Source organism: Streptomyces sp. NPDC036764 (genome assembly GCF_055609385.1).
Genome location: NZ_JBVJPT010000010.1, coordinates 287,939 through 308,742, shown reverse-complemented (window position 1 = coordinate 308,742; position 20,804 = coordinate 287,939). Strand labels below are relative to the sequence as shown.

Sequence of the window (20,804 nt, the reverse complement as noted above, 5' to 3'; positions counted from 1 at the left end):
TGAATGTCGTGGTCACCGGGGAGGACGCGAGTCGAGGTGCGGGAGTTCACCGTGCGGCCGACGTGATCCCCGCGAGCCGCGGCGCATATCGTGGAACCTCCATGGATCACCTGTTCCGTCGGTGACCTGTGAGCGCGACGGTGGCGACGGCGGAGGGCGATGGCAGACGTGAGCTCGGCAGCTTTTCGCCCCGGCCTCGGCGTGCTCGGACCGGTGACCGCCTGGGACGCCGACGGGAACACGATCGCCCTGAAGGGGCCGCGGCACCGTTCGGTGCTGGCCCGGCTGATCGTCGCCCGGGGCCGCGTCGTGCCCGTCGCCCTGCTGGTCGACGACCTCTGGACGGACCCGCCCGCCGACCCCGTGGGCGCCCTGCGCACCTTCGTCGCCGCGCTGCGCCGCGCCCTCGAACCCGACCGCCCGCGCCGCACCCCGGCCCAACTGCTGATCACCGAGGGCCCGGGCTACGCCCTGCGCATCCCCGTGGACGCGGTCGACGCCTGGCGGTTCGAGCGGGTGGTCACCGACGCCGCCAAGCTGTCGCCCAAGGAGGCGACGGTACGACTGGACGAGGCGCTCGGTTGGTGGCGCGGCCCCGCCTACGCGGAGTTCGCCGAGCAGCCGTGGGTCAGGGCCGACAGCCGCCGCCTGGCCGAGCTGCGGCTGCACGCCGTCGAACTGCGAGCCGGAGCGCTGATGTCCCTCGGGGAGGCCGACCGGGCCGCCGCGGACCTTCGGGCGCACGCGGCCGAGCACCCCTGGCGTGAGAACGCCTGGCGCCTGCTCGCCCTGGCCCTGTACCGCACGGGCCGCCAGGCGGACGCGCTGGAGGTCCTGCGCGGCGCACGGACGCTGCTCGCGGACCAACTCGGCATCGATCCCGGGCCCGGCCTGCGCGCCCTGGAGCAGGACATCCTTCGGCAGGCCGACCATCTTGGGCGGGGCGACCATCTTGCGCGAGGCGAGCATGTTGCGCAGGCCGACCACTTTGCGCGGGGCGATCACCTTGGGCAAGGCGGCGGCCTCTCTGCTCGGGCCGACGACGTTGCTCGGGCCGACCACATTGCCCAGGCCGACCATCTTGCGCGGGGTGATCACCTTGGCCAAGGCGGCGACCTCCCTGCTCGGGCCGACGACATCGCTCAGGCCGACGACATCGCCCAAGCCGACCACAACGCCCAGGCCGACCACATCGCCCAAGCCGGCGACGCCCACGCGCCGGTCAACCCCGCCGGCCGGGTCTGGGAGCAGGTCGCCGCCGCCTATGACCGCACCGTCGCCCCCGACGCCCGCGCCCGCCTGGAGTCCACGGCCGGTCTGCTGCGCAGCCTCGCGGTGACCGGCGGCAGCGGTCTGCTGGCCGCCCGCGAGCACCGGGTCGCGGCCGTCGCCGCCGCCGAGGAACTGGGCGACCCCGAACTGACCGCCCGGGTCATCGGCGCCTACGACGTCCCGGCGATCTGGACCCGCCTCGACGACCCGGAACAGGCGGCACACGTCGTCGCCGCGGCCGAGCGCACGCTCACAGCCCTCACCGCCCTGTCCTCTGCCGAGCCTTCTATCTCGCGGGGACGACCCGCCGCCCCCGTCGCCCACGAGGCGGACAGGGCCCGGTTGCTCGCCACGATCGCCCTGGAGTCGCGCGGCACCCGGCTCGCCCGTGGTCCGCAGGCAGCCCGACAGGCCGAGGAGATCGCGCGCCGGCTGGACGATCCGGCCCTGCTGGCGTTCGCCCTCAACGCGGCCTTCATACAGTGCTTCGACCGCACCGGGCTGGCGCCCCGCCGTGACGGGATCGGCGCCGAACTGGTGGCGCTCTCCGCCCGCCACGGCCTGTCCACCTTCGAGACCCTCGGTCACCTTGTCCGCCTCCAGGCCCGCAGCGCCCTCGGGGACTTCACCACGGCCGACCGTCACGCGGTCGCCGCCGACGCCCTGGCCGCACGGCACGAACGGCCGCTCGTGGGCGTGTTCACCCGCTGGTACGCCGCCCTGAGACTGGACGCCACCGGCCGGGCACCGGCGACCGAGGTGGAGGCCGCCTACCGGGACGCCGCCGCCCTGCTGAACGGCGCGGGCATGCCGGGCCTGGCCCACGGCCTGCTCCCGCTCGCACTGCTGTGCCTGCGCCTGCGGCACGCCCAGCCGCTCGACTTCGACGCACACACGGACTGGGGCCCCTACGCCCCCTGGGCGTACCCCCTGCTCCTGCTCGACCGGGGCCGCCGCACCGAGGCAGCCGACGCCCTGCATGTCACGCCCGAGCCACCGCGCGACCTCCTCCAGGAGGCCCTGTGGTGCCTCACCGCGCAGGCTGCGGTGGCGCTCGGCGACCGGCGGACCATGGCCCGCGCGCACGCCGCCCTCACCCCAGCGGCGAACGAACTGGCGGGCGCGGGCAGCGGACTGCTCACCCTGGGACCGGTCGCGGGATGGCTGGAGCGGTGTTCCGGCTAGGCCGGCACGTGGTCGTTCTCGGGCCCCCGCTGGGCCGCGTACCAGCCGAGGGCACGCGCCATCGCCTTGTGAGGCGTGTGGGGAAGCAGCGGATCGAGAACCTCCCAGGTGCGGTCGATCATGCCCTGGGCTTCCCCCAGGCATACCGTGAGGGCCCCGCAGGACATCAACAGCTCGGCGGCGTCCGCGACATCGGCTTCCGAGCGGACCTGGAGCGCTCGTTGCAGTCGGCGGCGGTCGTGCGTGTCGAGGAGTCCGACGGCGTGGGCCACCGGGTAGGTGACGGTCCCGTTGATCAGATCCAGGGCGGGCGTACGGACGACGACGCCCTGCCGGTACGCCGCGGGCGAGGCCATGCCGTACAGGTCGGCGACGTCGTCGCTGATCTGGTACGCGAGCCCGACGTTCTCGAAGTAGTCGCAGATCGCGGCGAGTTGGGCCTCGTCGGCGCCCGCGAGAATGGCGGCGACCTCGGCGGTGCTGCGCACGAGCATGCCGGTCTTGAGGCGGTGGGTGGTGCGGATCTGCTCCAGCAGTGCCGTGGGGTCGCCGGTCTCGACGGCCTCGTCGAAGGCGGAGTGGTGCCCGGCGAGGTCGAGGGCCTGCCCGGCGTGCGCCGCCCGCATGGCCCGCAGATAGAGCTGGTAGACCCGCAGCATGGTGGCCGGGTCGGCCTGGGGAACGCGCTGGAGCAGCGGGTCGAAGGTGTAGTAGCCGAGCGTGCCGGCGGTGATCGCGGTGGCGGTGCCGAACACCTCGTGGACGCTGGGCAGTCCGCGCCGGGTGGTCGAGCCGTCCTGGATGTCGTCGATGACCAGGGCCGAGGTATGGAGGATCTCGGTGGCGGCGGTGAGCGGGCGGTAGGGCTCGGGGTCGGTGTCCAGCAGACACAGCACGCTGCCCGCGACATACGCGCGCCAGGAGCGTCCGGGCATGTTCAGCAGGTGCAGGACCGGCGCGGCCAGGGCCTGGTGGAGCCGGGTGTGGGCGGTGGCGTCGAGCCGCGTTCCGTCGTGCGTGCCGGCGAGCAGGCCGACGCCCGCGGTGTCCGCCGCGGTGTCCGGATAGACGGCGGCGGCCTCGGCACGGGCGATGCCGTGCCCCCGGCGCATATAGCCCTCGATGTCGTCGATGGTGTGGTTCGGGATGGTCCGCAGCACGGCCGTGCCCCTGGCGGGCAGGCCGTTCATGGTTCCGCGCGCGGTCGCCGGGCTCTCCCAGAAGGCCCGGCCGACGATGAACGTGCGGACCTCGTGCGGGGCTTGGGGAGCGGTGACGTCCAACTGCAGGTCGAGGGCCGGGATGCTCAGCCGTACCGCGGTCGGGTACGTGTTGAGCGTGGCCAGCGAGGTCCAGTGACGCAGGGGTTCGAAGGACATCTCGTGATGGCTGACGGCACCGTCCGGGTCGACGGCGGTCGCGCGGGCCGGCACCGCCGAGGCGGCGTCCGAGGATTCGGGAAGGTGCGCGGTCGCGCTGATTTCCCAGCCGTTGTCGAGGTGAAGGCCCGTCCATGTCCAGGTGTGCCCCGCCGGGGCCGGCGTCTGCGGGCCGGAGTCGTGGCCCGTCTGCCGGCCGTGCTGGAACCAGGCCTGGCCCACCACCTGCTGAGATGCTCCCTCGCCGGTACTCATGGTGCCCTGCACATCCAGCCGGGGCAGGAACAGCGAGGCGTACTCGGCCGCGTCACCTTCCCCGGCGGACGCGCCCTCGGGTTCGGTCTCCGCCGCAGCCGGTTTCACCGGCGTCAGGAGCAGTTCGAATTGCGCCTCCTCCCGAAAGGCCAGCCGGAAGCTCCCGTCGTCCTCCCGGCGCAGACTCGCCAGGTCCCCCACGCGAAGGTCCAGTCCGTCCCCCGACTCGGTCACCCGCTCCCGAAGCAGCCGGTCGGGAAGCAGCGGGCCCTGCGCCAGAGCCTCGGACAACGCCCTGCGGACCCGCGGGTCCAGCGGCTCGTCGGAGTCGATCGAGCGGTGGAGCGCTCGCAGCGCCGCCGGTGTGATCCAGGTGCGGTAGGACATGCCGTGCGGACCGCGGTGCAATACGTACAGCCGGTAGCCGGGCTCGGCGGCCGGGTCGCCCGCGTCGCGGTGACGCAGCACGCCGACCGCCCAGGTGTGGTCCGCCCCGTCCTCGTCACGCAGATGTCCGGTCAGATACCAGCTCTCCGCGCCGGCCGACGGGTGCGCACCGCCGAAGGGCAGCGTGCCAGGAGGTGAGTGCGGTGCGGAGGCAGGCGGCTGCTTCGGGGCGGAAGGCGCGGGCGTGATCACCCCCGCACCCTAGAAGCCCGATACGTGCTACCTGGTGACCATTACATGGATTCTCGCCTCATCGGATGAACCAGGGCACCGGTCAGGAGCAATACCGTGCCTTCGAAATGGATGGAGGCGGAAACCTCCTGACGTGGAGATCGATCGTTTCGCCGGTGAACCGGCACATGAAACTCTTCGTCGTACAGGTGAATGATCGACAACGCTCCTGCCGGGTTCCCGACGCCGGCAGGGCGCGCCCGTGGGCCCTCGCCCCGTGCGACGAGGAAGGAAGCGCATGCCGACTCCCGGGCCCCGTACCGCCGTCACAGTTCTCGACATCCTGCTGCACGCTGCCGAGGACATGCCCGGTCAGGTCGTCGTCCACGTCCGCGGAGACGGCGGCGAACACACCGTGACCTTCGCCGGGCTCCGCGACGACGCACTGCGTGTGGCGGGCGGCCTGCTCGCGGCGGGACTGGAACCCGGGACCCCCGTCCCCCTCCTCGCGGGCCTCGGCGAGGACTTCCAGCCGATGTTCTGGGGAGCGCTCGCCGCGGGGCTCGTGCCCGTGCCGCTGGCCCCGGAACCCCGGCGCGCGGGACCGGTGTGGGAGTTCCTCGGCAGGCCCGCCGTGCTTGTGGACGGCAGCACCGAGGACCTGCTGGCCGAGTTCCCGGGACCGGTGCGCGCGCTGCGCCTCGGCGAGTTGCGCGAGGGCCGCCCGCCGCGCGAGCTGCCCGCCCGGGCGCCGCACGACCTCGCGTTTCTCCAGTTCTCCTCCGGCAGCACCGGCGCCCCCAAGGGCGTCGAGCTCACCCACGAGGCGGTCCTCGCCAACCTCCGCCAGATCCGCACCAGCATGGCGATCACCTCCGACGACGTCGTGGCCACCTGGATGCCGTACTTCCACGACATGGGCCTGATAGGTACTCACCTCGTCCCCATGGCGGCGGGCCTGAAGCAGATACGGCTCGAACCGCTGACCTTCGCCAAACGCCCGGCCCTGTGGCTGGAGAGCGTGGCGCGGCACCGGGCGACCCTGCTGTCGGCGGCGAACTTCGCGCTGGCGCTCGCGGTGCGGCGGGTGCCGGACGGCGTCTGGGCCGGGCTGGACCTGAGCTCCGTACGCCTGATGCTGGTGGGCGCCGAGCCGATCGCACCGCGCGTGTGGCGGGAGTTCACCGACAGGGCCGGGGCCGCGGGGCTGGACGCCACGGCCATGCTGCCGGTGTACGGCCTGGCCGAGGCCACGCTGGCCGTGACCGTGCCCCCGCTGGGGGAGGTCGCCGCGCCCCTGCGGCTGGACCGCAAGGCGCTCAGCCGAGGGCGGGCCGTCCTCGCGCAGCCCGGCCCGGACGCCGTCGAGTTCATGGACGTGGGCCGTCCCGTGCCGGACTGCGAGGTCCGTGTCACGGACGGTGCGGGCGGCTTGCTCGGCGACCGGCGGGTCGGTCACGTCGAGGTCCGCGGTCCGCAGGTGGCACGCGGCTACCACCGCACGACCGAGGCGAGCGCGGCCGCGTTCGCCGAAGGCTGGCTGCGCACCGGCGACCTCGGATTCCTGAACGAGGGCCGACTGTGCGTCACCGGCCGGCACAAGGACGTCGTGTTCGCGGGCGGCCGCACCTTCCACGCACCCGACCTCGAGGAGACCGCCGCCGCCACGCCGGGACTGCCGGAAGGGACGGTCGCGGCGATCGGGTCCCCCGATCCGGACACCGGGGGCGACCGGGTCGTGGTGTTCGTGCAATGGGCACGGCCCGCACTGGCCACGGCACTTCCGGTGCTGGACGCGGCGGCGGCGCGCGTCCGCGAGACGCTGGGCCACGACGACGTACGGGTGCTGCCCCTGCCGCCGGGCGCGTTTGCCCGCACGACGAGCGGCAAGCTGCGGCGAGCGCTGCTGCGCGACCGGTTCGAGGCGGGTGCGTATGCGCCGGTCGAGGAGCGGTTGGCGATGGTGCGGGCCGAGGGTGCGATCGCGCGGAAGGAAGCGTGTGCACCGCAGGCGGCCGGGCCGCAACGGCAGTCCGGCGAGCCGCGCTCGCGGCGCGACGTCGAGGAAACGGTCCGGGGGATCTGGGCACAGGCACTCGACCTCCCCCCGGCGGACATCGACCGGGACGCCCGCTTCTTCGCCCTCGGCGGCTCCTCGCTCAAGGCGATGGCGGTGCTCGCGGCGATCGAGGACTCCTTCGCCGTCACGGTGGAGCCCCGCGCGCTGCGTGACCACGACACGGTGGCCGGGCTGGCCGACCATGTACTCGCCCGGCTCACCGGCCTTGACGATGCATCAGGCGATGCCGCACGCACGGCGAGACGCGTCATGCCGTCGAACGAGGGCGCCGGGAACGGGCCGTTGGCCGTACTCGGCATGGCCTGCCGCTTCCCCGGCGCGGAAACACCCCAAGCCTTCTGGGAGTTGCTGGTCTCCGGCCGCGACACCGTGACGAAGGTGCCCGACGGCCGCTGGAGCAACGGCCAGGACACCAGCCCCGGCTTCCACGGCTCCTTCCTCGACGAACCCGCGGACTTCGACGCCGGCTTCTTCGGGATGGACGACGAGGAGGCCCGCGCCACCGACCCGCAGGCACGGATCTTCCTGGAGCTGGCCCACGAGGCGCTGGAACGCGCCGGATACGCGGGAGCGCGCCGGCGCGGCCGTAAGGTCGGCGTCTTCGCCGCCGTAGGAGACAGCGGGTACCGCGAGATCCTCGCCTCGGCCGCCGACGGTGATCTGAGCGCCCATCCCGGCGCCCTCACCGGCAACCTGCCCAACCTGATCGCCGCCCGCCTCTCCCAGGCACTCGACCTCGGCGGCCCCGCCCTGGCCGTGGACACCGCCTGCTCCTCCGCGCTCGTGGCACTGCACCTGGCGCGACGCAGTCTCCAGAGCGGGGAATGCGATGTCGCCGTGGTCGGCGGTGTCCACCTCGCCCTCACCCCGACGGGCCACCGTCTGCTCGCCCGCGCGGGCGCACTGTCCCCGACCGGCGGCAGCCGGCCCTTCGACGCCATCGCCGACGGGATCGTGCCCGGCGAGGGCGGCGCGGCCCTCGTCCTCGCCCGCCTGGACGACGCACGGCGGGCGGGCGATCCGGTCCTCGCGCTGGTCCGGGGCACGGCGGTCAACAACGACGGCCGCTCGCTCAGCCTGCTCGCCCCCAACCCGCGCACCCAGCGAGAGGTCATCACCCGGGCGTACGACGAGTGCGGTGTCGACCCGGACGCCGTGACGTACGTCGAGGCGCACGGAACCGGCACTCCGGTCGGCGACCCCGTAGAGGCCCAGTCGCTCGGCCACGCCTTCCCGCCCCGCACGGACGGGCAGCCGCGCCTGCTCGGCTCGGTCAAGGCCAACATCGGGCACCTGCTCAACGCCGCGGGCATGCCGGGCCTGGTCAAGACGGTCCTGGCGCTCCAGCACCGACAGCTACCGCCCACCCCGAACGTCACCGCGACCGCGTCCTACCTGGAGCGCGTCGCCCCTGGCTTCCAACTCGCCACCGAGCAGCGGGAATGGGTAGCGCCCGGCCCTCTGGTCGCGGGCGTCAACGCCTTCGGCTTCGGCGGCACCAACGCCCACGCCGTCCTGGAGGAGGCACCGGCTCGTACCACCGTCGCCCGGCCCGAGACCGAAGGCCCCCACCTGCTCACGCTGTCGGCCCGCAGCGCCGACGCCCTGCGCGCGGCCGCCGCCGACCTGGCCGCGCATGTGGACGGGCATCCGGATCTGCGGGAGGCGGAGGTCTGCGTCACCGTCAACACCGCCCGCGACGACGGCCGTCACCGTCTCGCCGTGGTGGCCGACGGCGACCTCGCCGACCGCCTCCACGCGGCTGACCTCACGGTCGCCGGCTCCCGTCCACGGACGGTGTTCCTGCTGCCCGGCCAGGGCGCACAGCGACCCGGCCAGGGCCGCGCCCTGTACCGGTCGGCGCCGGTGTTCCGGCAGGTCATCGACGAGGCGTCGTCGCTCACCGGGCCCGTGCTCGGGCGCTCGCTCGCCGACTGGTGCCTCGATCCCCGGATGGATCCGCGGGAGCTGGCCGGTACGGAGGTCGCGCAGCCGCTGCTCGTCGCGTTCGGGGTGGGCCTGGCCCGGCAGTTGGCGCAGTGGGGCGTGCGGGCGGACGCGGTCGCCGGGCACAGCGTGGGTGAGATCGCGGCGGCCTGTGTCGCCGGGTCGTTGACCCTTGCCGAGGCGGTCGGGTTCGCCGCGGAACGTGGACGGTTGGTCGCTGAACTGGCCCGCCCGGGAGCCATGGCGGCGGTGCGGGGCGACGAGGCCACCGTCGCCGAGTTCCTCGACATGGTGAGCATCGCCGCCGTCAACGGGCCCGGGCAGGTGGTGATCTCCGGTAGTGAGGAGGCTGTCGAGCGCGTCCTCGCCGAGCTGACCGCACGCGGCGTGGCCGCGCGCAGACTGCGTGTCTCGCATGCCTTCCACTCGCCCCAGCTCGAACCGGTCCTCGATCCGCTGCGGGACGCCGCGAAGGCACTGACGGTCCGCCCGGCAGCCGTACCCATGCTGAGCACGGTCACCGGGCAGTGGAGGCCCGGCCTCACTCCCGCCTACTGGCTGGAACACGCCGTCCGGCCCGTGCGATTCGGGCCGGTTGTGGAGAGGCTGCTGGACGAGGGCTACGACACCTTCCTCGAACTCGGGCCGGGGAACACCCTGGGTGGGGCGGTCCGTGCCGTCGTCGGTGAGCGGGACGCGACGGACGTGGCGGTGCTGTCGACGGGAGTCACTTCGGCGGCAGGGCGTGCCGTGGACGCGGAGGTGGCCGGGGGCGACGCGCGGGCGCTGCTGGAGGCGGCCGGGCGGCTGTGGGCACGGGGCGGGGCTCTGGACCGGACGGCCTTGGCCGCCACGCCATCGCGGGTGCCGGTGCCGACGTACCCCTTCCAGCGCACCCGTCACTGGCCGCGCAAGCCGGGCGCGGAGCCGTTGGTGCGGCGTCTCGACTGGCGGGACGCTCCGCTCACGCCGGCCGAAGGCCCGCGCGTGGTACGGCTGCTGGGCGGCGAACGAGCGCTCGGGCGAGCTTTGGCCGAGCGGTTGGTCGGCCGTGGCCTGACCGTATTGGGGGACGACTCGGCGCACGGGCAACTCGCGATGCCGGCCGACACCTTGGTGTGGCTGGGCGAAGAGGCGACCACCCGAGACGGCAGCCCGGCGGCCCTGGACTCGACGGACGCCACGACCAAGACCGCCGTCACGTCACTGCGCCATGTCCTCGACCTGCTCACCGCCGACTGTTCCCGCCTGCTGGTGGTCACCGAGGACGCGTACGCCACCGGCGTGCCGGCGGAACGGGCGAACCCGGCGCAAGCGCTCCTGCACGGCTTCACGCCGGCACTTGCGGAGGAACACCAGGGGCTCGCCGCCCGCGCCGTCGACCTGACCTCCGGTGACGGACTTGCCGCCCGGGTCGACGCCCTGGAACGGGAGCTGTACTCGGCCTACGGGCCGGGAGCGGAGGCCTCGGTCGCGTGGCGCTCGGGGCGCAGGCTCAGCCGTACGGCCGCCGCGGTGACGGACGGCTCCACGGCGTTCGGCGAACTGCCGCCGGACGGCACCTACTTGATCACCGGGGGAGCCGGAGGGCTCGGCTCCGCACTGGCACGGGACCTCGCGGACCGAGGCGCGGGTGAGCTGATCCTGACCGGACGCTCCGAGACCGCACCGGACGACCTGCTCGCTGATCTGCGTGCCCGAGGCGCCGGGACGGCCTGGTACCACGCGGCCGATGTGTCCGACGAAGCCGCCGTCGACGCGCTGTTCGCGGCACTGCCCCCGCTGGACGGCGTCTTCCACGCCGCCGGGACGGTCCGGCCCGGCAGGCTCCGCTCCAAGTCCGATGCCGAGATCGAGCAGGTGCTCGCCGCGAAGGTGCGCGGCACGGTCCTGCTCGCCGAGGGGCTGCGCCGGCACGGCCAGAGGCCCGCCGTATGCGTCGCTTTCTCCTCCGTCTCCTCGGTCCGGCCCGGTCACGCGGGGGCCCTCGGCGACTATGCGGCCGCCAACGCCTTCCTCGACGCCTTCGCCGCCGCCGAGCGCGCGGCGGGTCGGCCCTGGCAGTCGATCGGATTCGGGCCGGTCGCCGACGCGGGACTGGCAGCCGGATCACCTGTTGAGGCACGCTTGCGCGCCCGTGGCCTGAGCCCCATGACCACGCGGGCCGCGATCACGGCACTGTGGACGGCCGTGGCCGCTGATGCGGCGCACCTGTTGGTGACGCCCCCTGCGGGACCCGCACAGCCGCAACCGCATTCCGGCGCGCCCGCATACGGCACCCCGTGGGACAAGGCCGGCGACCGGCTGCCCGTGCCCACGCAGCGGGCGCCGCGCCGTGAACTCGGCGCCGTCGCCGCCCAACCGCACACAGTGAGCCCAGGCGTCACTGCCGCGCACCGCCCGACCACCGCGACCTCTGCCGCCCTCGGAGACGCGGGCGCCGGAGCCGTCACCCCCGACCGCACAGCCGACCTGATACGCAGCCTGCTGGCGGACGCGCTGCGCCGCGCGCCGGAGGACATCGGTGACGACGAGCAGTTCCTCAGCCTCGGCCTGGACTCCCTCACCGCCGTCGACCTGGCACGCCGACTGGAGGCGGAGCTCGGGCTGCCCCTGCCCGCGACGCTGCTGTTCGAGCACCGGACGGTCGGCGAACTGACCACCCACCTCGGCACCCAGAAGCCAGGGCCGGCCCCGACCACGTCGCCCCCCACGCACCGCGCCCAGGAGGCGGACACCCCGCGCCCCCTCACCCCCCTCCAACGCGCCTTCCTCACCACCGAGGCCCTCTACGAAGGCGTCACCGCCTACGGCTACATACGCCAGACCATCCGCGGCCCCCTCGACCCCACCCTTCTCGGTCAAGCCCTGTCCCACCTCGCCGCGCGCCACCCGATGCTGCGCCTGCGCATCACCTCACACGGCACGCCACCGCGCCAGTACACCGCCCCCGCCGAGCCCACCGACCACCCTCCCCGCTGGTACGAGGTGCGGGAGCCGGCCGCCGACACCGACCCGCAATCTCTGCCGGACCTCGAACAACGGCTGTACAACCGCCCCTTCGACCTGACCACCGAAGACCCGGCCCGCGCCCTGCTGATCCGCGACGGCCGTGACGCGCACCTCTCCCACCTGCTGCTCGTGATCCACCACAGCGCGGCGGACGGCTACAGCCTGAAGATCCTGTGCGAGGAGCTCTGGTCGCTCTACACGACGCTCGCCCAAGGCCGCCGTCCCCTCGAACTCCCAGCCCCGCGCACCGAGTTCGCCGACTACGCCACCCACCTCACCGCCCACCGCGAGTCGTCGGCCTTCACCCGGGACCAGCAGTACTGGCGCGCCCGCATCGCCGAGCACACGACGGCGAACACGGCCCCGGCCCTGCCGTACGACGGCGATCCGCAAGCCGTCCCGGCGCCGCCGCTGACCCACCACCAGTCGACCGTCGACGCGTCGCTCACCGCCGCGCTGCGCGAGGTGGCGGCCCGGCACGAAGTCTCCCTCTTCCACCTGCTGCTCGCCGTGTACGGCCGCTGCCTGGCCCGTTGGGGCGGACGGCGAAGCATCGCCGTGAACGTGGCCCGTGCCCGCCGTGAGGCGCCGCTGCCCGGCATCGACCGTCTCGTCGGCCCGCTCGCCGACACCCTGCCGGTCTTCGCCGCCGTCGATCCCGACGAGCCCGTGACCGCGCTGGCCCGGCGGCTGCGGCACATCTGGCACGAGGCGGAGTCCCACGCGACCCTCGCCAGCCCCGACATCGCCGCGCTGCTGCCCGCCACCGGCCCCGCTCCCCGCACGGTCGCCCCGGCCGGGTTCAGTTTCGCCCGGTTCCCCGTGAGCCACGGCCGCGACTGGCCGGTCACCGTGACGCCGACCGCGGCGGCCACCGCCTCCGCCGCGACCAGGCTGGGCCTGCTGTGCTGGGAGTCGGACGAAGCCCTGCACTTCTCCTGGAACCACCCCGCGCAGCTCTTCCGCCGCGAGACCGTCGAACGCCTCGCGGGGGAGTACGTACGGGAACTGCGAGCCGCCGCCGGGCAACGTGCCCCCGCGCACGGGCACGGCACCGGCGAGGGCATCGTCGACCGTCTGTGCGCCCAATTCCGGGCGAATCCGGCGGCGACCGCGGTGAACACCGGCCAGGGCACACTCACCTACGCCGAACTCGACACCGCCTCCGCCGCCCTCGCGGCCCGGCTGCGAGCCGACGGCGTCCGCCCCGGCGATCTCGTCGGCCTGCTCACCGAACCCGGCGCGGACACCGTCGCGGGCGTGGTGGGCATCCTCCGGGCGGGCGCCGGCTGGGTGCCCCTGGACGCGACCCATCCCGTGGCCCGGCTCCAGGACCAGGTGAGCCGCACCGGCGTCACCGCGGTCGTCTGCCACGCCGCGACACGCGAAACCGTCGCGATGCTGGACGGCGCCACCGCCATCACCGCCGACGACCGGCCCCCGGCCTCACCACCCCCGGCCTCACCATCCGTGAGCGCACCGCCACCTCCCGACCCGGACGCCATCGCCTACGTCATCTTCACCTCGGGTTCCACCGGTCGCCCCAAGGCGGTCCCCATCACCCACCGGTCCATGCTCAACTACCTCGACTGGTCACTGAGCACCTTCGGCTACGGCCCCGGCGACCACCTCGTGCAGACCGCGTCCGTCTGCTTCGACGCCTCCGTACGCCAGTTGCTGGCGCCGCTGCTGGTCGGCGCCACCGTCCACACCCTCTCCCGGGACCTGCTCCGTGACCCCGAGGCACTCCTCGACCGGCTCGTCGACGACCGCATCACGGTGTGGAGTTCGGTGCCCACGCTGTGGGAACGGCTGCTGACCGCCGCCGAGACGCGGGCCCGGCGGGACGGCACGCCCCCCGACCTGTCGGCACTGCGCTGGGTGCACGTCGGCGGCGAGGCACTGCCCGCCGCACACGTACGCCGCTGGTTCGACCTGGTCGACCCGCGCGGGGGAGCGGAGCACAGGATCTCCAACCTGTACGGACCCACCGAGTCCACCATCAACGCCACCTGCCACATCATCGACACCCGTCCGTCGGACGACGTACGGCAGTTGCCGATTGGCCGCCCCGTGGCCGGTACCGAGCTGGCCGTCGTAGCCGAGGACGGCCGTCCCTGCGCTCCCGGTGAAGCCGGTGAACTGCTCATCGCGGGAACCGGACTGACACCGGGCTACCTCGGCGACCCGCAGCTCACCGAGGCGGCCTTCGTCGAGCGGGACGGCCGCCGCTGGTACCGCAGCGGCGACCGGGTACGGCAGACCCCGGACGGCGTACTGGAGTTCCTCGGCCGCCTGGACGGCCAGGTCAAGGTCCGCGGCCACCGAGTAGAACTCGGCGAGGTCGAGGCAGCGCTGCTCACCCACCCGGACGTCGCCCGTGCCGCCGTACTGCTCGTGGCCGGACGGCTGGTGGCGTACATCGAATCCAGGCCCGGCGCGGCCGAGCCGGACACCCGCGCGATGCGGGAATTCCTTGCGGGGGTACTGCCGCCGTACATGCTGCCCGGACGCGTCCGTACCCTCCCGGCGATGCCCCTGACCGGCACCGGAAAGATCGACCGCAACCGTCTGGCGGGCGACGGCCGCGCAGGAGACGGCGATCAGCCCGCGACAACCGCGTCCACCACCGCGCCGACCACCGCACGCACCACCGCGCCGGCCACCCCGACCGAGCACATCGTGGCGCGCATCTGGTCGAGGCTGCTGGACGTGTCCGAGGTCTCCCGCGAGGACGACTTCTTCGAACTCGGCGGCGACTCCATCCTGGTGCTGGAACTCTTCGCCCGCCTGCGCGAGGAACTCCCCGCGGTCCCACGACCGACGACCGTCTACACCCACCGCACCCTGACCGCCCTCGCAACGGCCCTCGACACCACCACCCCGGATCCGGCCCCCGTCCCCGAGGCCACCGCACCACCCGCCCCGGCACCGCAGCCGTCGGACCCCTACCCCCTCACCCCGTCCCAGCGGGGCTTCCTGCTCGCCGACTCCCTCACCCCCGAGTCCGACTCCGGCTGGCTCGCCAGGTTCCGGCTGAGCGGGCCGCTGCGCCATGACGTCCTCCAGCGTGCGGTCGACGTGCTGATGGCCCGCCATCCGATGCTGCGCACCGTCTTCCCCGCAGGCGCCAGGCCGGCCGTACAGCAGCAACTGCCGGACTCGCTGCGGCTGCCCGTGGAGACGGAGACGCTCGCCCACCCCGGCCTGCTGGAGCAGCGCATCGCCGAGGAGGCGCGGCGCCGACTGGAGCCCTGGGCGTGGCCGCTGCTCCGGCTGCGGCTGTTCACCTTGGCGCCGACCGAGCACGTGCTGCTCGTCCACGCCCACCACCTCATCGGCGACGGGTACAGCGCCGCCCTGCTCACCAGGGAACTGCTCACCGCCTACGACCGCCTCCTGAGCGGCCTGCCGCACGGCCTGCCGCCGATCCACAGCACCTTCCGCGACCACGTCACCCGGTCCGCCGTACGAGAGCGCCCGCAGGGCCCCGAGGCCGACGAGTACCGCGCCCGACTCCGCGCGCCGTACACGCCGCCCGCGTTGCGACGGCCGACCACCGGAGAGAATCAGACCCAACCGGCGTTCCACACCGCGGGCTTCACCCTGGACCCGGCCACTACGACCGCACTGCGCCGACTCGCCCGAGCAGCGCACCGCACCCTGTACGCACCGCTGCTCACCGCGTACTACCGCGCCCTGGCGGAACTCACCGGGCAGCGCGACCTGATGCTCGGCCTCGCCGTCACCGGACGCGAGGACTCCACGGCGGACGCGCACCGGATCTTCGGGCCGTTCGCGGAGGCGGTGGCGCTGCGCCCTGCCCAGCCCGGGGGCGAAGGCACCCGCGCCTTCGACGACGACTTGCGGCGACTGGCCGCCGAGGCGGATCTGGCACGGGCCGAAGGGCCCAGCGATGTGCGCACAGCGGCGGGACTGCCGTGCCACGCCCAGTTCTTCTTCACCTTCCTCGACTTCACCTCCCTGGGCGCCGAGGAGGGCGGCAGCCTGTCCCTGCACGCCGACGAGTCCGACACCTCCCTCGCCCCGCCGCCGCTGGGCACCGATGTGTTCCTGGCCGTGCGCCCCGTGGGGGACGGCGAGGGTCTGCGCGTGACCGTGCGGGCTTCGGTGGACGCCCTCACCTCCCGTGAGGTGACCGGGTTCGCCGAGGGAATGCGGAGGCAGTTGCGGGATGCCGTGCGCGGCCCCGGCGGCCGGCGGCGTCCGCGGCTCGACGCCGCGCTCGTCGGGTATCTGCCCGCTCCCCACCAACTCGCCGCCCTGGCCGGACTCCCCTACGACACTCCCGGCCTGGACCGTGAGCAGATCCGGGCGCTTCTCTTCCCGGACGGTCGTGCCCGTCTGCTGGAGGAGACCGGGACCCCACTGGGCAACTCCGGCTTCGTCGCACTCCCGCTCTTCGCCGACGAACTGGCGCCGACCGGCGATCTGGCGGCCCGGACCGCCCGTGCCGTCGAGCACGCCGCCTCGCTGGGCGCCCGCTGCGTCTCGCTCGCCGGCATGATCCCGTCCTTCACGGGTTACGGCTACGACGTCCTGCGGGAGAGCACCACCACCGCGGCGATCACCACCGGACACGCGTCCACCACCGTCGCCGTCGTGAAGACCGTCGGTGCGGCGCTCGCGGCGACCGGACGCCGCCTCGACGGGGCCTGCCTCGCCGTCGTCGGGTGCGGTTCGATCGGTGTCTCCTCGCTGCGGCTGCTCCTGGCGACGTCGCCCTGCCCGCCGGCGCGGCTGCTGCTGTGCGACCTGCCCGGCAGCGCCGACAGACTCCAGCGGCTGGCGGCGGAGGTGTCGTCGGAGCATCCGGGGATGCCGGTCGAGGTCGTCGAGTCGGGGCAGTCACTTCCGGCGGTCGTCTACGGGGCCGACGTGATCGTCACCGCCGTCAGCGGCGCGACACGCCTCCTGGACGTCGCTCGACTGCGCCCCGGCACGATCGTGGTCGACGACTCCTTCCCGCACTGCTTCGACACCGCGAGCGCCCTGGACCGGATGGACCGGGACCAGGACGTCCTGGTCGTCGGCGGGGGCCTGCTGTCCCTCGGTGCCACACGGACCAGGCTCGCCGAGGACCTGCCCGCCGTGGCGAGCGCGGGCTTCGCCCTGCGGCCGGGGATCCCGGGCACCCTGGCCTCGTGCCGACTGGAGTCACTGCTCGTCGCCCACCTCGGCGCACCCGGCGGTCCTCCGGGCGAACTGCCCCTGATCCACGGCCTTGTCGATCCGCCCCGCGCCCTCGCGCACTGGGACGCGGCCGAGGCGGCCGGGATCCGCCCCGCCCCGCTGCATCTGCTCGACCGCGTCGTCGCGCCACCGCTCAGGCCGTCGGGAGTTGCCGGCCCAGCGCCGGACCCAACCGGGTCGCGAGGTCGGTGAGGATCTGCACGTAGTCCTCGTGCTCGAAGGTGAACGGCAGCGCGAACGCCACCTCGTCGACCTCGCGGAACGCGGCGTGGGCGTGGAGGCGTTCGGCGATGTCCGCCGAGGTGCCGACGATGTCCGGTGCGAACAGCAGCCGCGCCGGACCCTGCGGTGCCGTGGTGCGCGGGGTGCGCTTCGCGACGAACTCCTCGTACTTCGCGCGCTGTGCCGGCGTCGCGGAGTCGGTGGGGATGACGACGAGGCCCTGGGAGACACGGGCGTCGTCGCCGTCGGGGTGGTGGGCGCGGAAGGCGCGGATGTGGGAGAGCTGGATCTGCGCGAAGTCCGGTGACCCGGCCGCCGCGTCCTCGGGGCCCTCGGCCTTGACGACGCTGCTGGTCAGGAAGTTCATCCCGTGCTCACCGGCCCACCGCGCCGAACGCAGGCTGCCGCCGCCGTACCACATACGGCTGCCGAGACCGGGCGAGTGCGGCTGCACCCGCTCGGAGAACACCTCGAAGCCCTCGGCCCCGCTGAAGTCCGTGGCCGGCTCGCCCCGCACGAAGTCCAGCAGCCGCCGCACCCGCTCGTATCCAAAGTCCTCGACGTCGGCCGTGTCCGGGTACAGGGCCTCCTTGACCCGGTCGTAGTGCATCGGCGGGCCCACGCTCACGCCCGGGTTGAGGCGGCCATCGGAGAGCAGGTCGACCGTTGCCAGGTCCTCCGCCAGCCGGAGCGGATTCTCCCAGCCGAGCGGGATGACCGCGGTGCCGAGCTCGATGCGGCTGGTGCGCTGCGAGGCCGCCGCCAGGACGGCGACGGGGGAGGAGATGCCGTACTGGAGATGACGGTGGCGGACCCACGCGCTGTCGAAGCCGAGCCGCTCGCCCAGCTCGATGATCTCCAGCGTGGACTCGTGGCCCCGGCGCGGATCCGCCTCGTCGAAGAGACCGATGGTGAGGAAGCCCAGCTTGCGCAAGGGGCGTGAGGTGGATGGCACGGGCCCTCCGTCGTTCGTCGACAGTGTTGATCAAGCCGTACGGCACTGCCAACGCGCCCGCGACCGACGCTGTTCCCGTATCTCCAGGTCAGACCAGCGGGATCGTCACGTCGTCCTCGACCGGCGGGTCCAACTCCTGCGCGCGGCTGCCGGTGGCGGCGTGGCAGCGCAGCCGCACGGCCTCCGGGCTGACGTCCAGTCGGAGGAACTGCTTGAAGAACGGCGGGCTGTACGTCGCCGAGCTCGGGGAGAACAACGACGTGTAGATCTTGCGCACCGGGAGGCGGAAGCGCGCGGTGCGGTCGGGGCGCCGGCCGGCGCCGAGCAGACCGGCGACCAGCCTGACGCGCCAGGTGACGCGGGCGGTCTTCTGCTGGTAGCGGGTCAGCGGGATCTCGAGGCGCTCGGCCACCACGGCCGACGCCTCGGCCTCGGTGAGGGTGAAGAAGCGGCGCAGGCGCAGGCGGCGGCCGTACAGCTTGCTGTAGAACGCCAGGGAGTCGCCGCGCAGCGGATAGCAGCGGAACTCGCTCTCGGTGACGTTGCCGATGGAGACCCGCGGGATGGTGTGCGTGGCGTGCATGAACGCGCCGCCGCCGCCCGAGACCACGTACTGGATCGTGCGGTCGTCCACCCGGACGGGATAGCGCTGGTAGTTGTGGATGTCGCCGCCTATCGCCGCGACATAGCGGTGCGCCGGGTCGCGGACGATGTCGTCGACGGTACCGCCGCCCTCGATGGCGCAGGGATGATGCTCGCCGTCCACGTACAGCGGCGAGCCCGTGATGAGGATCTTGGGCCGGGGCCCCCGCGACACCTCGCGCAGCCACGCGCCCTGTTCGGCGTCCAGGGTGCCGAGCAGTCCGGTGTCGATGCCGATGATCCGCACCGGGCCGGCGTCGATCGCCCAGTACGGCCCCGGCTGCACGGCCTGTTGTGCGGCCGCCGACCGCAACTGACGTGCCGCGTCCAGTCGTTGGCCGTCACCCTTGCGCGGCCGGTGCCACAGCAACTGCCGCAGCCAGGCCCGGCTGAGCACGCGCGGCGCGGGTTCCGGGGCGAGGGGCGGGGCGTCGTCGCAGAAGACGCGCATGAACGCGCCGAGGTCCTCGTACCAGTCGTGGTTGCCCGGTATCGCGTAGATGGGCGCCTGGTAGTCCTGGTAGGGCCGGAAGAACTTGGTGCCGTAGTCGTCCGCGCTGCCGACCGGGTAGATCACGTCGCTGGCGAGGACCGCGAACCTGGTGTCCTGACCGGCTTTCAAAAAGCCCGGCACGACGGAGTATTGAGGGTCGTCGCCCTCGCCGGTGTCACCGATGACGAGGAACGAGAACCGGTCGGGATCGTCGCGCCGGATCACCTTGTCGGCGGGCGCGCCGGCGGCAGAGCGCTGCGCCACCCAGCGGCTGCGGGTGCGTCCCGTGGGATCCCCGAACCAGGACGCCAGCACACCGTTGCGGGCGGCCCACAGCATCCGGGGGTCCAGCCAGGAGATCTTCTCGACCTCGGCCGGCATCAGCCGCTTGTACGTGCCGAGTTCGGTTGCGCCCCAGCCGGCGCCTTCGACGGTATCGCGAGAGGAGTCAGACACCGGTGCACCGTAACAATGATCTAGAGAACGCCGAGAGGGGGTGCGGGGGAGCGGCGAGTCCTGGTGCGGGGGCGCGGCGTCCTCACGCCCCGCACCGCCCGGTCACCGCCTGCGGGCGTATGTCTCCCGCCTGGGTCGCGCCGTGCCGGCGGGAGCCTTCGGCGCCGGGTCGTGGCGGGGCCGTTGCGGCGGTCCGCCGGCCGTCGCGGTGCGCCGGTCCGCGCCCGAGAGGTTGCCCTCGCCGAGGACCAGGAGCGGGTCGAACATCACGACCACTCCGGCCAGGACGAGGAAGACGGTCGGTCCCAGCAGCATGGGAAGCAGCAGCGAGGTGGGCGAGTCACCGGCCCACGAGGCGCCGGTCGTGCCGTGCAGATGGACACTGACGGCCGCCATGCCGGTGTAGTGCATCCCGGACACCGCCACACCCATGACGAGGCTGGCCCCGAGGCTGGTGAGGAATCCGCGGATCGTCACGGCCGCCCACAGCGCCGCGGTCGCCGCGATGATCGCGATCAGGACCGACAGGGCGACGGTGATCGCGTCGTACTCGAGGTCGCCGTCCAGGCGCAGCGCCGCCATCCCCAGATAGTGCATGGCCGCCACCCCGAGCCCCGTGACGACGCCCGCGCTGCCCAGCGCCCCCCGGCCGGCGCCCAGGTAGCCGACGATGAACACGCCGATACCGACCACGACGATCGCCACCACGAGACTGAGGACGGTGAGCCCCGTCTCGTAGCGGATCCGGGTCTCCTCGACCTGGAAGCCGATCATGGCGATGAAGTGCATCGTCCAGATGCCGGAGCCGATGGACGCCGCGCCGAGCGCCAGCCAGCCCGGCTTCCACGCCTGTCCCCCCAGCAGGGACCGCACGATGCAGCGCAGTCCCAGCGCTCCTCCCAGACAGGCCATCACATAGGCGGCCACCGGGGTCACCGCACCGTAGCGGAACCCGTCAACCGTGCCTTCCATAAAGCCAACTCCCCCCAGAGTCACGGCTAGTTGTGGAGCAAGGTGTACGGGGCAACGGAGCGCGAAGCAAGCCTTTACCGTCGGTAGCCGTTGAACTCTGTA

General features: G+C 73.3%; 6 protein-coding genes. 2 read left to right on the top strand and 4 right to left on the bottom strand.

Going from position 1 to position 20,804, the window contains the following annotated elements; translation table 11 throughout:
- Positions 1 to 159 precede the first annotated feature (159 nt).
- The gene (locus ACZ69Q_RS31270; protein WP_471048145.1) at positions 160 to 2,457 is read left to right on the top strand and encodes an AfsR/SARP family transcriptional regulator; all 2,298 of its coding nucleotides are present in this window, start codon (positions 160 to 162) and stop codon (positions 2,455 to 2,457) included.
- Here ACZ69Q_RS31270 and ACZ69Q_RS31265 read toward each other — a convergent pair.
- Positions 2,454 to 4,730 (bottom strand): polyprenyl synthetase family protein, encoded by a 2,277-nt coding sequence (locus tag ACZ69Q_RS31265; RefSeq protein ID WP_471048142.1) that lies wholly within the window; start codon positions 4,728 to 4,730, stop codon positions 2,454 to 2,456. The genes ACZ69Q_RS31270 and ACZ69Q_RS31265 overlap by 4 nt on opposite strands.
- 277 nt (positions 4,731 to 5,007) lie before the next feature.
- Here ACZ69Q_RS31265 and ACZ69Q_RS31260 point away from each other — a divergent pair, with 277 nt between their 5' ends.
- Positions 5,008 to 17,154 (top strand): amino acid adenylation domain-containing protein, encoded by a 12,147-nt coding sequence (locus tag ACZ69Q_RS31260; RefSeq protein WP_471048141.1) that lies wholly within the window; start codon positions 5,008 to 5,010, stop codon positions 17,152 to 17,154.
- Here the strand turns inward: ACZ69Q_RS31260 and ACZ69Q_RS31255 are convergent.
- The 3 genes from ACZ69Q_RS31255 to ACZ69Q_RS31245 form a co-directional block, all read right to left on the bottom strand.
- Positions 17,096 to 18,139 (bottom strand): LLM class flavin-dependent oxidoreductase, encoded by a 1,044-nt coding sequence (locus ACZ69Q_RS31255; RefSeq protein ID WP_471048138.1) that lies wholly within the window; start codon positions 18,137 to 18,139, stop codon positions 17,096 to 17,098. The two genes, ACZ69Q_RS31260 and ACZ69Q_RS31255, sit on opposite strands and share 59 nt — an antisense overlap.
- Positions 18,140 to 18,227: 88 nt before the next feature.
- Positions 18,228 to 19,730 carry a metallophosphoesterase family protein gene (locus tag ACZ69Q_RS31250; protein WP_471048135.1) on the bottom strand — a complete coding sequence of 501 codons (1,503 nt, stop codon included), beginning with the start codon at positions 19,728 to 19,730 and terminating at the stop codon, positions 18,228 to 18,230.
- 102 nt (positions 19,731 to 19,832) lie between these two features.
- On the bottom strand, positions 19,833 to 20,702 hold the full coding sequence (locus tag ACZ69Q_RS31245; protein WP_471048133.1) for an MHYT domain-containing protein: 870 nt from the start codon (positions 20,700 to 20,702) through the stop codon (positions 19,833 to 19,835).
- Between the last annotated feature and the right edge of the window lie 102 nt (positions 20,703 to 20,804).

Bases quoted from the DNA above. Each gene is read 5' to 3' on its own strand.
- ACZ69Q_RS31270 (WP_471048145.1), top strand. From the start codon at position 160: ATGGCAGACGTGAGCTCGGCAGCTTTTCGCCCCGGCCTCGGCGTGCTC.
- ACZ69Q_RS31260 (WP_471048141.1), top strand. From the start codon at position 5,008: ATGCCGACTCCCGGGCCCCGTACCGCCGTCACAGTTCTCGACATCCTG.
- ACZ69Q_RS31245 (WP_471048133.1), bottom strand. From the start codon at position 20,702: ATGGAAGGCACGGTTGACGGGTTCCGCTACGGTGCGGTGACCCCGGTG.